Source organism: Micromonospora sp. KLBMP9576, assembly GCF_050941805.1.
Classification (GTDB): domain Bacteria; phylum Actinomycetota; class Actinomycetes; order Mycobacteriales; family Micromonosporaceae; genus Micromonospora.
This window is the reverse complement of record NZ_CP194567.1, coordinates 5,338,238-5,352,434: the sequence shown is the minus strand read 5'-3', so window position 1 is coordinate 5,352,434 and position 14,197 is coordinate 5,338,238. Positions and strand designations below refer to the sequence as shown.

Here is a 14,197-nt window from a genome sequence, read left to right as displayed (position 1 = left end):
AGGCATGACCGAGCACGAGTCCGACCCGCAGCGCCGGCCGGCCCACCCCGACGCCGAGCCGTCGTACCCCCCCGCCGAGCTGCCGCGCGCCGAGCGCGCGCAGTCCGACTCCGACCCGTCCGCCGAGCCGGCCCGCGCCCCCGGGGACGCCGGCACGACGGCGCCGCCGGGTCCCTTCGCGCCAGCCCCGGCCGCGCCGCAGCACCCGGTCTCCGGCCACCCCCACGCCGCCGCCCACCCCGGCCACCCCCACCCCGCTGGCCAGTCGGGCTACCCGCAGGCCGGCGGCCAGTCGGGCTACCCGCAGGCCGGCGGCCAGTCGGGCTACCCGCAGGCCGCCGGTCAGCCCGGTCAGCCGCAGGGTGCCGGTCAGTCCGCTGCCGCCTGGTACGGCCAGCAGCCCGGCTTCGGTGGTGGCGGCCAGCCCGGCCAGCCCTACGGCCAGCAGCCGCAGCACCCCGGCCAGCCGCACCCCTCCGGTCAGCCGCTGCCGCCCTGGGCGGCGCCGCAGACCGCCGGACCCCGGCCGAGCCGGATCGCCAAGTTCGCCGGTGCCGGCGTCGCGGTGTTCGCGCTGATGCTCGGCTCGGGCGTCGCCGGTGGAGCGCTGGCACTGGCCGTCGACGGCGATCCGGGCATCACCCGCACCTACTCCGCCGCGCCGGTCATCAACGGCGCCGACCTGCCCCGGATCGCCGCCGCCGTGCAGCCGAGCGTCGTCTCGATCGCGACGGACAACGGCGAGGGCTCCGGCGTGATCCTCACCGGCGACGGTTTCGTCCTCACCAACAACCACGTGGTCTCCTCCGGCAGCGGCGACAGCGTCGTGGTGACCTTCGCCGACGGCAAGACCGCCCAGGCCCGGATCACCGGCACCGACCCGAAGACCGACCTGGCGGTGGTGAAGGCCGAGGGCGTCAGCGACCTGAAGGCCGCCACCTTCGGCGACAGCGACGCGATGCAGGTCGGCGACCAGGTGCTCGCCCTCGGCAGCCCGCTCGGCCTGCAGGGCTCGGTGACCGCCGGCATCCTCAGCGCCCGGGACCGCACCATCCAGGCCGGCGGCGGCCAGCAACAGCAGCAGCCCGACCAGGGGGCCAGCACGATCGCCGGGCTGCTCCAGACCGACGCGCCCATCAACCCGGGCAACTCGGGCGGCGCCCTGGTCAACACCCGCGGTGAGGTGATCGGCATCAACACCGCGATCGCCACCGCCGGACAGGGCAGCAGCGGCAACATCGGCGTCGGCTTCGCGATCCCCAGCAACAAGGCCGAGGACGTGGCCGGCAAGCTCCAGCGGGGCGAGAAGGTCAGCCACCCGTCGCTCGGGGTCAGCGTCACCGCCGCCGAGGGCGGCGGCGCGCTGGTCGCCGCCGTCACCCCGGGCAGCCCCGCCGAGAAGGCCGGGTTGCGGCGCGGCGACGTGATCACCAAGTTCGGCGACAAGCCGGTCAACGACTCGGACGACCTGGTCGGCGCCGTGCAGGCCGGCAAGGTGGGCGACCGGGTCGAGGTGACCTACAAGCGCAACGGCGCCGAAGCCCGGGCCGACGTGACGCTCGCCGAGACGTCGTAACCGGTAACCGAAGACATTCCTCCTCCCTCCGGCGGCGGGTGGCGGGGCCAAGGGGGTTGGCCGCGTCACCCGCCGCTCAACGTCGACGGCGGTTCACCCGGTCCGGGTGAGCCGCCGTCACCCGTCCTGCCGGCACCGTCGACAGGCAGCACCCCGGCGAGGCGTACGGAGGGTGTGTTGACCGACGGGAGGAAACGTGGCCGTGCACCAACTGCCACCCGGCCGATCGGCGCAGCGGCCGTTGCGGATCGCGATGGTCGTCCCACCCTGGCTGTCGGTGCCACCGCCCGGCTACGGCGGGCTGGAACAGGTGGTGACCGGCCTGGTGGACGGGCTGGTGGACCGGGGCCACGCCGTCACCGTCCTCGGTGCGGGCCGGGAACACGGCACCCGGGGCGCGTTCGTCTCCACGGTGCCCGAGTTGCAGTTCGAACGGCTCGGCGAGGCGCTGCCCGAACTGGCCCACCTGGCCCGGGTCAACCACCGCGTCCGGGCCGCCGACTTCGACATCGTCCACGACCACACCACGATCGGCCCGCTGATCGCCGGACGCCGGGCCGTGCCGACCCTGGCCACCGTGCACGGCAACCCCGTCGGCGAGTACGGCGACGTGCTCGGCGAGACCGACCGGGGGGTCGGGCTGGTCGCCATCTCGCACACCCAGCGCCGGCTCAACCCGGGGCTGCCCTGGGTCGGCACGGTGCAGAACGCGATGGACGTGCAGGGCATCCCGCACAAGAGCACACCGGGGCAGGGGCCGGTGCTCTGGCTGGCCCGGTTCAGCCCCGACAAGGGTCCGGACGTCGCCATCAGGGCCTGCCGGGCGGCGGGCCTGCCGCTGGTGCTGGCCGGCAAGTGCAACGAGCCGGCCGAGCGTCGGTACTACGAGCAGGTGATCCGGCCGTTGCTCGGCGACGACGTCCGGGTGGTGCTCGGCGCCGACCGGGCCGAGGCGCTGCGGCTGCTGGTCGAGGCCCGATGCCTGATCATGCCGATCCAGTGGGAGGAACCGTTCGGCATGGTGATGGTGGAGGCCATGGCGACCGGCACGCCGGTGGTGGCGCTGCACCGGGGCGCGGTGCCGGAACTCGTCCGGTCCGGAACGACCGGGCTGATCTGCGAACACGTCGACGAACTGCCCGGGGCGTTGCGCGCGGCGACGGAACTCGACCCGGCGGCCTGCGTCGCCCACGTGGCCGAGAACTTCTCCACCCGACGGATGGCCGCCGGCTACGAGGAGGCGTACCGCCGGTTCCTGGCGGCGGTCCCCGCCGCCGAGGCCCGGGTGCCGGTGGGGGCGCGGGCCCGCTGACCGTCGGTCAGAGCCGCGCCGTACCGAGCGCGGTGATCGCCCCGTCCAACTGGCGGGCGTACGCGGCGGTGACGGCGCCCTCGCCGTGCCGGATCGCGACCTTCTCGCGCAACCGGGCGATGCGTTCACCCAGGTCACCCGAGCGGGCGCGGGCCGCGTCGGTCAGGTTCCGCAGCTCGTTGCGGAGGTCGAGACCGACGTCGGCGCGGATCCCCCCGTCGTCGAGACCGGTGCCGATCAGCCCCTCGACCCGGTTGGCCGCCTCGACGAGATCGCCGACCCGCGGCGGCGTCCGGGTCGGCCGGGACCCGGCGGGCGAGGTGGGCGCGCCGGGCCCGGCGGGCGAGCGGGGCGGGGCGGTCGTCGGGACGGGCGGGGCCTCGGGCGTCGGCGCGGGGGACCCCGGCGGCTGGGACGGACCCGTCGCGGGCAGCGACCGGGGCGGAACCGTGTCCTCCTGACGGATCGCGGGCACGGCCAGGACCACCCCGACGACCAGCACCACCGGCACGATCAGCACCGGCCGGGGCAGCCGGCGTCGACGGCGTTCCCGGGCCAGCCGGGTGCTGCGCGACTCCGGCCCCCCGCCCGGCGCTGGTTCGGTGGCCGGTCCCGTCGTCCCGGTCGGTTCGGTGGCCGGTCCCGTCGTCCCGGCCGGTTCCGTCGTTCCGGCCGGCGCGGGCAGGGCGGGACCGGCCGGGGGCTCCGCGGACCCCGCCGGCGCGGCGGTGGCCGCCGGCGGCACGACCAGGGTCGGCAGGGTGACCGTCGGCGCGAGCATGGTGGCGGCCTGCGGATCGGCGGGGAGCAACTGGTCACGCAGGACGGTGGCGACCTGCCGGGCCGTGGGCCGCTCGCGCGGGTCCCGCGCCAGACAGCGCCGGCAGGTGCGGGCCACCTCCGGCGGCAGCCCCGGCCAGTCGGCCAGCGGGGGCGGTTCGTCCCCGGCGAGCGCCTCGCTGAGCTGCTCCCAGGTGTCCGCCGGGTACGGCACCTGCCCCGTCAGCGCCTCGTAGAGCAGCACACCGAGGGAGTAGACGTCGGTGGCCGGCTGGGTGGGCGCCCCGTCGAGCCGCTCCGGGGCCACGTACGCGGGCGTACCGAAGGTCTCCCCGTCCTCGTCCTCGTCCGGCGCGCCGATCCGGCTGGCGATGCCGAAGTCGAGCACCTTGACCCCCGCCCGGGTCATCATCACGTTGGCCGGCGTGATGTCCCGGTGCACGATGCCCAGCCGGTGCGCGGCGGCGAGCGCGTCCGCCACCTGGGCCCCGATCCCGACGGCCTCGGCCCACGGCAGCGGCCCCTCGGTGAGCCGCACCTCCAGCACCTCGCCGGCCAGCAGCTCCATCACCACGAACGACGTGATCGACCCGTCCGGCGCGACGGTCTCGCCGTAGTCGTGCACCGAGGTGACGTGCGGGTGTACGAGCTGGGCGGCGGCGCGGGCCTCCGCGCGTACCATGTCGCGGAAGCGGGCGTCGGCGGCCAGGGACGGGGCGAGCACCTTCAGCGCCACCACCCGGTCGAGCACCTCGTCCCGCGCCCGCCAGATCACCGACATGCCGCCGGCGCCGATCTGGTCGATGAGCCGGTACCGGCGGGCCAGCAACCGGCCGGGGTGCAGCGCTGGCTTCACGGAACGCACCTGCCTCGCTGTGGGAGCGGTATCAGGTTGCGCGAATGTCTCCAACCTGTCAACGCCACCGCACGCTCCGTTCATCATCCCGGCGCGGGGGCGGGCGTCTGTCGTACCGGTGCGCGAGCATGTGTCGACGCCCAACGGAGGGAGAAACGATGATCGGCGCCCTGCGGTCCGTCGTACTGGACGCGCGCGACATCACCGGCCTGGCCCGCTTCTACCAGGAGCTGGCCGGCTGGACGCACAGCTACGCCGACGACGAGTGGATCTCGATGACCACCGACGACGGCTGGCGGGTGGCGGTGCAGCTCGCACCCGACCACGTGGCACCCCGGTGGCCGGATCCCGCCCACCCCCAGCAGGCCCATCTCGACCTGCGGGTGCCCGACCTGGCGGCGGCCACCACGCGGGCGCAGGAGCTGGGCGCGACGCTGCTGCGCCGCGACGAGCGGTGGCACACGCTGACCGACCCGGCCGGCCACCCGTTCGACCTGTGCCTCAACGCCGACGATCCGCGCACCACACTGTCGGGCCTGATGCTGGACTGCCCCGACGCCGCGGCGCTGAGCGTGTTCTACGCGGAGCTGCTCGGCAAGCCGGTGACCTACGCGGGCGACGGCATGGCGATGATCGGCGAGGACGGGGCCCAGCCGCTCATGTTCCAGCAGGTGGCCGACTACTCGCCGCCACGCTGGCCCGACCCGGCCCACCCGCAGCAGTTCCACCTCGACGTGCGGGTCGACGACGTGGCCGAGGCCGAGCCGGCGGCGCTCGCGCTCGGTGCCACCCGGCTGCCGGGCGAGGGGGAGAACTGGCGGGTGTACGCCGACCCCGCCGGCAAGCCCTTCTGCTTCGTGTGGGACCTCGACCAGGGCTGAGGGGGCATCCGGGGCGCGCTCAGTCGAGGCAGAACTCGTTGCCCTCGACGTCCCGCATCACGAGGCACGACTCGTTGACGCCATCGGCGCGCAACAGTCGCACGCGTACCGCGCCGAGCGGGACCAGCCGCGCGCACTCGGCCTCAAGCGCGGCCAGGCGTTCCTCACCGACGAGGCCGGTGCCGACCCGCACGTCGAGGTGCAGCCGGTTCTTGACGACCTTGCCCTCGGGGACGCGCTGGAAGAACAGTCGCGGGCCCACGCCGCTGGGATCGACGCAGGCGAGATCGGCGCCCTGGTGCTCCGGCGGCAGCGCTCGACCGGCATCGCCTGACGCGGCGGACCCAGGCGGTGGTGGCGGCACGACGTACCCGAGCACGTCGCACCAGAAGCGAGCGACGCGCTCGGGGTCCGCGCAGTCGAAGGTGACCTGGAACTGTCTGACCGCCGCCATCGGTCCACTATAGACGTGGGTCTCTCGACGGCTGCGGCGAGCGCACGCGCCCGGGGCGGGCCGGCCCTGCTGGTGGGGCCGTCCTGCCGGTGGGGCCGTCCTGCCGGTGGGGCCGGCCTGCCGGTGGGGCCGGCCCTGCGGTGGGCGGTCGCGGTCGGGGCCGACTCTGTATTCGGCGCGCGCCGGACGCGGGCCACCTGGCCTCGAAGACGCGGATCGGCGGCCGGGCCGGAGCCGTGGAGTGGGTCTTTCAAGGGCGTGCCAGGATGGGGCTCATGGGGCGGGCAACTGTGGCGTTCGTGCTCGGGGGCGGTGGAGTCCTCGGCGCGGTCGAGGTGGGCATGCTGCGGGCCCTGTTCCGGGCCGGCATCCGGCCGGACGTCGTGCTCGGCACCTCGATCGGGGCGGTCAACGGCGCGCTGGTCGCCGCCGAGCCGTCCGAGGCCGTCACCGACCGGCTGGTCCGGCTCTGGGCCTCACCCGAGGCGAGCGAGGTGTACGGCGACTCGGTGGCCCGCCAGCTACGCCGGTTCGCCGCCCGCACCCACCTGCACTCGCCCCGCCCGTTGCGCAAGCTCCTGGAGGCCGAGCTGGGTGCGCAGACCACCTTCGCCGACCTCAAGGTGCCGTTCCGCTGCTGCGCCGCCAACATCGAGCGGGCCGCCGAACACTGGTTCGACAGCGGCCCCCTGGTGCCGGCCGTGCTCGCCTCCGCCTCGGTGCCCGGCCTACTGCCGCCGGCCCAGCTCGACGGCCAGCACTACATCGACGGCGGCATCGTGAACTCGATCCCGATCGGCGAGGCGGTGGCGGTGGGCGCCACGCGGATCTTCGTACTCCAGGTGGGCCGGATCGAGCGGGAGCTGAGCCCGCCCCGGCGGCCCTGGGAGATCGCCCAGGTCGCGTTCGAGATCGCCCGCCGGCACCGGTTCGCCCGGGAGATGGCGGCCCTGCCCGACGGGGTGGAGGTGCACGTGCTGCCCACCGGCGGGCTGGACCCACGTGACGACACACCGTGGGCGTACCGGGACATGGCGGCGGTGGGGCGGCGGATCAGCCGCGCCTACACGGCCTCCCGGCGTTACCTGGCGACGCAGTTGGAGCACTGATGCCCCTGCCGCCGCGGTGGGTGCGCCGATTGTTCCTGGCCCCCGGCGTGGTGCTGCTGGCCTTCCTGGTGGTGACGACCCTGCCGATCTGGGCGCTGCTCGCGGCGGCCGCGTCGCCGCTGGTCCCGGGCCGGCTGCGCCCGCTGCGCCTGCTCTGGATCGGCTGCTTCTACCTGGTCTGGGACGCGGCGGCGCTGCTCGCGCTCTTCCTGCTCTGGGTGGCGTCCGGCTTCGGCTGGCGGGCCCGGTCGCCGGGCTTCCAGCGGGCGCACTACGTGCTCGCCGGCTGGTTCCTGCGGGTGTTCTTCTGGCAGGCCCGCTGGACGCTGCACCTCAACATCGACGTCGTGGGCACCGACCCGGACACGGCGCTGCCCGGCCGGCCGGAGCTGGTGCTCTGCCGGCACGCCGGCCCGGGAGACTCCTTCATCCTGATCCACGCCCTGGTGAACTGGTTCAACCGGGAGCCGCGGATCGTGTTGAAGGACAGCCTCCAGTGGGACCCGGCGATCGACGTGCTGCTCAACCGGCTGCCGAGCCGCTTCCTCGCGGCGGGTCCGGACGGCCGGGGGTCGGTCGCCGAGCAGGTCGGGCACCTGGCCCGGGGCCTGGACGACGACGACGCGTTCGTGATCTTCCCCGAGGGCGGCAACTTCACCCCCGGCCGCCGGCTGCGGGCCATCGAGAAGCTACGCGGCCTCGGGCTGGAGCGGATGGCGCGCCGCGCGGAACGCATGCGCCACGTGCTCGCCCCGCAGCCGGGCGGGATGCTCGCCGCCCTGGACGCCGCGCCGGACGCCGGGGTGATCTTCGTGGCCCACACCGGCCTGGACCGGATGCTCACCGTCGCCGACGTGTGGCGGGAACTGCCGATGGACAAGCGGATCATCATGCGCTTCTGGTCCGTGCCGCCGGAGGAGGTGCCGGTCGACAGGCAACAGCGGATCGACTGGCTTTTTGACTGGTGGGCGCGGATCGACGAGTGGATCGCGGCCAACCGGGACGGTGCCGCGTAGGGTGCGCTGGTGGACCAGATCTGCGTGGTGACGACGGTGGTGGACGCCCGCTCGGTCGCTGACGTGCTGGCGGCCGCCGCCGTCGCCGGTCGGCTCGCGGCCTGCGCACAGGTGGGCGGGCAGGTGGACAGCACCTACTGGTGGCGTTCCGGGGTGGACACCAGCACCGAGTGGTCGGTGCAGTTCAAGACGGCGCCGGACCGGGCCGCCGCCCTGGTGGAGCAGATCCGGGCCAGCCACCCGTACGAGGTGCCGGAGATCCTGGTCAGCCGGGTGGAGAGCGGAGACCCCGGCTACGCCACCTGGGTGCACGAGCAGACCCGGCCCTGAGTATCCGCACTCTGGTCAGGTGATCTTCCAGCCACCATGATGGCCGGGTGCAGAACAGCGGCTATCCCTGTCCCGCCTGCGGCGCGCCGGCCGATCTCGGCTCCGGCTGCTCCGGTTGTGGCCGGCCGCCGTATCCGGCCGCCGCCGAGGTGGTCCGGCTGGACCGGGAGATCGTGGCGCTCGACGGCGAGGTCGAGCGGGCCCGCGCCGCGTACCAGGGGCTCGCCGGCCGGCTGGGCGCCGCCCGGCACCGTCGGGCAACGCTGGCCGCCGCGATCCGGACGCAGTTCCCCGTCGCGCCCCCGACGGCCCCCGCACTCCGGGGCCCGGTCGGCCCCGCGCCGGTTCGTCCCGCACCCGCCGGTCCCGCGCCGGTCCGTCCCGCGCCGGCTGGCTTCGCACCCGTCCACCCCGCACCCGCCGGTCCCGCGTACGCCGCACCGGCGCTGCCGGCGCTGCCGGCGTGGCCGGGCGCGGCGGTCCCGGGCTCGGCCGGGGCGGGCGGCGGTGGGGCGGGCGGCGGTGGGGCGGAGACCTCCACGCGGACGGTGCAGGGCCTGCTCTTCGTCCTCGGAGGGCTGCTGCTGGGCACCGCCGCGGTGGTCTTCACGGCGGTCGCCTGGGCCACGGTCGGGGTCGCCGGCCGGGCCCTGATCCTGCTGGCGTTCACCGCGCTCGCCCTGGCCGCGCCGCTGGTGGCGGTGCGGCGCGGGCTGCGGGGCACCGCGGAGACCTTCGCCGCCGTCGGGCTGCTGCTGGTGCTCCTCGACGGGTACGCCGCCTGGTCGGTGGACCTGGCCGGGGTGGCGCAGTGGCCGGTCACGCGGTACGCCGCGCTGGCCGGGGGGGCCAGCGCGGCGGTCGCCGCCGGGTACGCCCGGCTCAGCGGGCTGACCGTGCCGTGGTTCGCGGCCCTGGTGATCGCGCAGCCGGTGCTGCCGCTGCTCGCCGCCGGAGCCCGACCGGACGCCGCCGGCTGGGCGGTGACGTTCCTGGGGGTGGCGCTGCTCGACCTGGCGGTGCTTGTCGCGCTGCGTCGGCGGACCGGTCCGCCCGCCGGTGCCCCGCCCGCCGGTGCCCCGCCCGCCGGTGCCCCGCCCGTCGATGCCCCGGTCGCCGGGGGCACGGCACCGGCGGGGTCGGCGCCCGCGCCGGTCGGTGCGCGTCCGGCGGTCCTCGCCGGGCGGGTCCTCGCCTGGGTCGGGCACGCCGGCGCGCTGCTCGTGGCCGCGAGCTGCGCGCTGGTGCCGCTGATCATCGGCCGGGCCGCCGGCGTGCCGGTACTGGCCGGGGTGCCCCTGCTGCTGGTGGTGTCGGCGCTGCTCGGCACCGCGCTGCTCACCGGCGGCGCGGTGTTCCGTGCCGTGGCCGCCGCGCTGCTGGTCCCGGCGTTGGCCGGGGCGGTGCTGCGCCCGATCGCGGAACTGGGGCTGGCGCCGCTGCTGACGGCGCTGGTCGTGGTGGCGCTGGCCGGCGCGGTGCGGCTGCTGCCCGCCGGCTGGCGGAGCGGTCCCCGGGCCGGCGCGCTGGCGGTGGCCGCCGGGACGGCCCAGTTCGCCGTGCTGCTGGCCGTCGCGCTCGCCGGGGCCGCCGCCGGACGGTCGCTGCCGCCGTGGCGGGGGGCCGCCGGCGGGCCCGACCTCGAGCAGGGATGGCAACTTCCGGTGGTGGTCGCGCTGACCGTGGCCGCCCTGGCGCTCCTGCTGCCGAGGGCCGCCCGGCCGGCGCTGGCCGCGCTCGGCGTGGCGGCCACCGTGCTGGCGGTGCCCGCCGGCTGGCCGTCGCCCTGGCCGGCGGTGGTGGCCCTGGACCTGGCGGCGGCGGTGGGGCTGCTGGCCGGCGCGGTGCGGCGGCCGGGCGTCCGGTCCTGGACTGTCGTGACCTCGGCGGTGGCCGGGACCCTCCTGCTCGGGCACGGCCTGCTGGTGGGGTTCGCCGCGCCCGCCGGGGCGGGCACGGCGCTGGCGGTGGTCGTGGTTGCCGGGGCCGCCGTGGCGGCGGCCGGTCGGCGTGGCAGCGCCACGCAGCGCGCCGTCGCGGGGCTGGCGCTGGCCGTCGTGCCGGTCGCGGTGCCGGGGGCCGCGGCCGTCGCCCTCATCGCCGCCGGTGCGCCGGCCTGGTGGCAGGCGCGGGCGGCCCTCGCCGCCGTCGCGCTGCTGCCGGTCGGGCTGCTCGCGGTCCGCCGGCACTGGCCCGACCTGCGCGCGTACGCCGGCGTGGGGGTCGCCGTCGCGGTCGTGGCGCTCGGGTTGGCGCCGGTGGTCGTACCGACCGACGAACCGGTGGTGCTCTACGCCGCGCTGGCGGTCCTGGTGGCGGCGCTGGGCGGCGCGGCGTGCTCCGGCGTAGCCCTGCGGGTGGCCGGCGTCGGGCTGCTCGTGGTCGCCGTCGCCGCCGCCGTGCCGGTGACCCTGACGGCGTTCCTCGCCCCGTACGGCGAGGTGTCGCCCTGGTCGGGGGCACCCACGGTCGCCGCCGATGCGGGTGTGTTCCCGGTGGGCCTGGCGCTGGCCGCACTGGCGGTGGCCGGGCTGCTGGCCGGCCGGCCGGTCCGGGCCGCCGGCACCGCCGTCGGGCCGGTGGGCGCCCTGCCCGCCGCCGCGCCCGCCGTCGGGCCGCTGCCTCCCGCCGCCGCGCCCGCCGTCGGGCCGGCGCGGGCCGGCTGGTGGCGGGCCGCGCTCGTCGCGTTGCCGTTCGCCGCGGGCGCGTTGCCCGTGCTGCTGGTGGCCGCCGGCGTGCCGTGGCCGGTGCTGCCGGCGGTCATGCTGCTCGGCGGGGTGGCCGTGGTGCTGGTCGCCGCCACGACCCTCCCACGCCCGCTGCTCGCCCCGGTCGGGACGCCGGTGGGACTGGTGCTGGCGGCCTCCGGGCTGCTCGGGCTGCTGGCCACCCGGGCGGGCACGATCGTCGGCCTCGGTGTGCTGGTGGTCGCGGCGACACTGCTCGCCGCGGCGGCCCGCCGCGACGAGGCACGGCTCGGCGGGGCGCTGGTCGCGGTGGTCGCCGCGACCAGCCTCGCGGTCGTCGCGCCACTGGCCGGCGGGTTGCCGCTGCGCGTGGCCGCGTTCGGCGTGCTCGCCGTCGCGGCGCTCACCCTGGCCGTCGCGGCGATGCTCGCCGGCCCCCGGACGCCCGCCGGAGCGGTGCGGCGGGGGCGGGGCACGGCGGTGGCGCTGGACGCGGCGGCCCAGGCGGTGGCGCTGGTCGCGTTGCTGCTCGCGGTGGGCTCGCTGCGCCACGCCGCGGCGGTCTGCCTGCTGTGGGGCGTCGCCGTCGCGGCGCGCGTGCTGCGCCGGGGTGAGTCGGCGGGCCTGCGGTGGACCTTCGCGGGCATCGCCGGCGGCAGCGAACTGCTCGGTGGCTGGCTGCTGCTGGTCGCCGGGGACGTGGCGGCGCTGGAGGCGTACACGGTGCCGGCGGCGGTGCTGGCCCTCGTGGCGGGCACGGCGGCGCTGCGTACCCGGCCCGGCCTGACCAGTTGGCTGGCGCTCGGCCCGGGGCTCGTGGCCGCGCTGCTGCCGAGCCTGGTGTCGGTGCTGGTGGCCGCCGACCCCCAGCCGTGGCGGCGGCTGTTGCTGGGCGCCGCCGCGCTCGGCGCGGTGCTCGCCGGGGCGACCCGCCGCTGGCAGGCGCCGGTGCTGCTGGGCGGGGCGACCCTGGTGCTGCTCGCGCTGCACGAGCTGGTCCGTGGCTGGGACCTGCTGCCCCGGTGGGTCTTCCTGGCCGTCGGCGGGTTCGCGCTGATCGGGCTCGCCACCACCTACGAGCGGCGACGCCGGGACCTGGCCCGCATGCGCAGCGCCGTCGGTCGGATGAGCTGACCGGCACCCGGGTCGGGTGGCAGGGTAGTGCTTGCCCTACCCCCGACCCGGGTGCGGGCAGGGTTACCGGCCCGGGTCGTCGACCGGAGACTGGAGGGTGGGGCCGTGCCGACCGGCGCGATTCTGGGAACGAGGAACGGGAGCCGCGATGGTGCTCGGAGCGGTGGCAGACCCGCCGGCACGGCGGGGCAGTGACTACGCGCAGTTGTCCCGGCGGATCAGCGGGGCGGGGCTGCTGGAGCGGCGTCCGGGCCGGTACGTGACGCGGATCGTGCTCACCCTGGGTGTCTTCGCGGCGGGCTGGGTCGCGGTCGGGCTGGTCGGCGACTCGTGGGCGCAACTGCTGGTGGCCGTCTTCCTGGCCGTCGCCACCACCCAGGTCGCGTTCCTCGGCCACGACGCCGGGCACCGGCAGATGTTCCGCCGGCGCGGCCCGAGCGAGGCGATCGGCCTGCTCGCCGGCAACCTGGCGGTGGGGCTGAGCTACGGCTGGTGGGTCGACAAGCACAACCGGCACCACGCCAACCCCAACCACGAGGACGAGGACCCGGACGTCGGGGCGGGCGCGCTGGTCTGGACGTACGAGCAGGCCGCCGCGACGCGCGGGATCGGTCGGCGGCTGGCCCGCCGGCAGGCGTGGCTGTTCTTCCCGATGCTGCTGCTGGAGGGGATCGCCCTGCACGTGGCGAGCGTGCGGGCGATCGTGGAGCGGGACGCCGACGGCGGGTTCCGCACGCCCATGCGGCGACGCGGGGTGGAGGCGCTGCTGCTGGCCCTGCATGCCGTGGGCTACCTCGGCGCGCTGCTGCTGGTGATGTCGCCGATGAAGGTGCTGCTCTTCGTCGCCATCCACCAGGGCCTGTGGGGCTTTTACATGGGCTGCTCGTTCGCCCCGAACCACAAGGGCATGCCGATGCCCACCGCCGACGACGACCTGGACTTCCTGCGCAAGCAGGTGCTCACCGCCCGCAACGTGCGGGGCGGCCGGCTCATCGACGGCGCCCTGGGCGGGCTCAACTATCAGATCGAGCACCACCTGTTCCCCAACATGCCCCGGGCGAACCTGCGCCGGGCCCAGCCGATCGTCCGCGCCTACTGCGCCGAGCAGGGCATCCCGTACGCGGAGACGGGGCTGGTCGAGTCGTACCGGCAGGCGCTCGCGCACCTGCACGAGGTGGGCCGGCCGCTGCGCGGCTGACACCCGGTCGGACGAGGCGGGGGCGGCACCGGTCGGTGCCGCCCCCGCTACTGCGCGCGGTGGATCAGGAGCCCATGGACTCGATCAGCTCCTGCGGGGCCTCCTGCGTGTCGCTCGCGGGCGGCTTCTGCACCTTGACCGGGGCGCCGAAGTCCGAGTAGGTGGTGACCATCGTGCCGAGCGACTCGTGCAGCACCTGGGTGTCGATGGCGATCTCGACGAGCCGCCCCTGGTCGTCGACCCGGGCGGTGAAGGGGACGGCCTTGGCCTTGTCACCGAGGGCCTGGACGGCCTTGTCGTCGGGCTTGGTGCGGGTGTAGTCGAGGACCCCGGAGTAGCTGCCGGGGCCGGTCTTCTCGACGTCCACCACGCTGTCGATCATCTGCTTGGCGCCGCCCGGGTCGCCCTCGGGCATCAGGTTGAGCTGGCCGCTCTTGCCGAGCTTGGTGGCGTCCATGTGCAGCCACTTCTTGGGCATCCCCGTCATCCCGGTGATCTTCAGGTAGGCGTCGTCGCCGAGCATGAGGACCCGGAAGGTGCCCTCGGCGCCCATCTTCATCGTCATGTCGCCGGTCCTGGTGGCCGGGTCCATCATGCCGCTGCCGTTGAGCACCGACGACTGGAGCTGCATCTTGACGCTCTGCTGGTTGAGCTTCTGCGCGGCGGCGCCCAGTTCGGCGCGGGCGTCGGCGGGGGCGCTGCTGGCCGGCGCCGCGCCGGTGCTGCCCGCGCTGCCGGCCGGAGCGTCGGCGTCCCGCTCCGTGGCGCACCCGGTGAGACCGAGAGCGAGCGCGGCGACGAGCGCGACCCCCGTGGTCGTCAGCCGTCGAGTGTTCATCGTGGAATCTCCTCACGCAGGGTGGG

The 14,197-nt window shown here is 76.1% G+C and carries 11 protein-coding genes; 8 read left to right on the top strand and 3 right to left on the bottom strand.

All coding sequences use genetic code 11. The annotated features are described in order from the left end of the window. Positions 1 to 4: 4 nt before the first annotated feature. A complete protein-coding gene (locus ACQ452_RS23595) occupies positions 5 to 1,576 on the top strand; it encodes a trypsin-like peptidase domain-containing protein (protein ID WP_433387404.1) in 1,572 nt (523 codons plus the stop codon). 253 nt (positions 1,577 to 1,829) lie between these two features. Next, positions 1,830 to 2,888 carry a glycosyltransferase family 4 protein gene (locus ACQ452_RS23590; RefSeq protein ID WP_433394370.1) on the top strand — a complete coding sequence of 353 codons (1,059 nt, stop codon included), beginning with the start codon at positions 1,830 to 1,832 and terminating at the stop codon, positions 2,886 to 2,888. Positions 2,889 to 2,895: 7 nt separating this feature from the next. Here ACQ452_RS23590 and ACQ452_RS23585 read toward each other — a convergent pair whose 3' ends face one another. Continuing rightward, positions 2,896 to 4,524, bottom strand: a complete 1,629-nt coding sequence (locus ACQ452_RS23585) for a protein kinase domain-containing protein (protein WP_433387403.1) — start codon at positions 4,522 to 4,524, stop codon at positions 2,896 to 2,898. 158 nt (positions 4,525 to 4,682) lie between these two features. On the opposite strand from ACQ452_RS23585, the gene ACQ452_RS23580 reads away from it, so the two are divergent. Then, complete coding sequence (locus tag ACQ452_RS23580; protein WP_433387401.1) at positions 4,683 to 5,405, top strand: VOC family protein; 723 nt, start codon at positions 4,683 to 4,685, stop codon at positions 5,403 to 5,405. A gap of 19 nt (positions 5,406 to 5,424) precedes the next feature. Here ACQ452_RS23580 and ACQ452_RS23575 read toward each other — a convergent pair whose 3' ends face one another. Then, positions 5,425 to 5,859, bottom strand: a complete 435-nt coding sequence (locus ACQ452_RS23575) for a VOC family protein (protein WP_433387400.1) — start codon at positions 5,857 to 5,859, stop codon at positions 5,425 to 5,427. Positions 5,860 to 6,134: 275 nt separating this feature from the next. Here ACQ452_RS23575 and ACQ452_RS23570 point away from each other — a divergent pair, with 275 nt between their 5' ends. The 5 genes from ACQ452_RS23570 (at position 6,135) to ACQ452_RS23550 (ending at position 13,333) form a co-directional block, all read left to right on the top strand. Then, positions 6,135 to 6,968: a patatin-like phospholipase family protein gene (locus ACQ452_RS23570; protein ID WP_433387399.1), complete on the top strand. Its 834-nt coding sequence runs from the start codon at positions 6,135 to 6,137 to the stop codon at positions 6,966 to 6,968. Beyond that, entirely contained in the window at positions 6,968 to 7,984 is a 1,017-nt protein-coding gene (locus tag ACQ452_RS23565; protein ID WP_433387398.1) for a 1-acyl-sn-glycerol-3-phosphate acyltransferase, read from the top strand. Before ACQ452_RS23570 ends, ACQ452_RS23565 begins: the two co-directional genes overlap by 1 nt. A gap of 9 nt (positions 7,985 to 7,993) precedes the next feature. Then, positions 7,994 to 8,314: a divalent-cation tolerance protein CutA gene (cutA, locus tag ACQ452_RS23560; RefSeq protein ID WP_433387396.1), complete on the top strand. Its 321-nt coding sequence runs from the start codon at positions 7,994 to 7,996 to the stop codon at positions 8,312 to 8,314. A gap of 47 nt (positions 8,315 to 8,361) precedes the next feature. Next, complete coding sequence (locus ACQ452_RS23555) at positions 8,362 to 12,135, top strand: SCO7613 C-terminal domain-containing membrane protein (protein WP_433387394.1); 3,774 nt, start codon at positions 8,362 to 8,364, stop codon at positions 12,133 to 12,135. 148 nt (positions 12,136 to 12,283) lie between these two features. Next, positions 12,284 to 13,333: a fatty acid desaturase family protein gene (locus ACQ452_RS23550; protein ID WP_433387393.1), complete on the top strand. Its 1,050-nt coding sequence runs from the start codon at positions 12,284 to 12,286 to the stop codon at positions 13,331 to 13,333. A gap of 64 nt (positions 13,334 to 13,397) precedes the next feature. Here ACQ452_RS23550 and ACQ452_RS23545 read toward each other — a convergent pair whose 3' ends face one another. Further along, on the bottom strand, positions 13,398 to 14,171 hold the full coding sequence (locus ACQ452_RS23545) for a hypothetical protein (protein ID WP_433387391.1): 774 nt from the start codon (positions 14,169 to 14,171) through the stop codon (positions 13,398 to 13,400). Positions 14,172 to 14,197 lie beyond the last annotated feature (26 nt).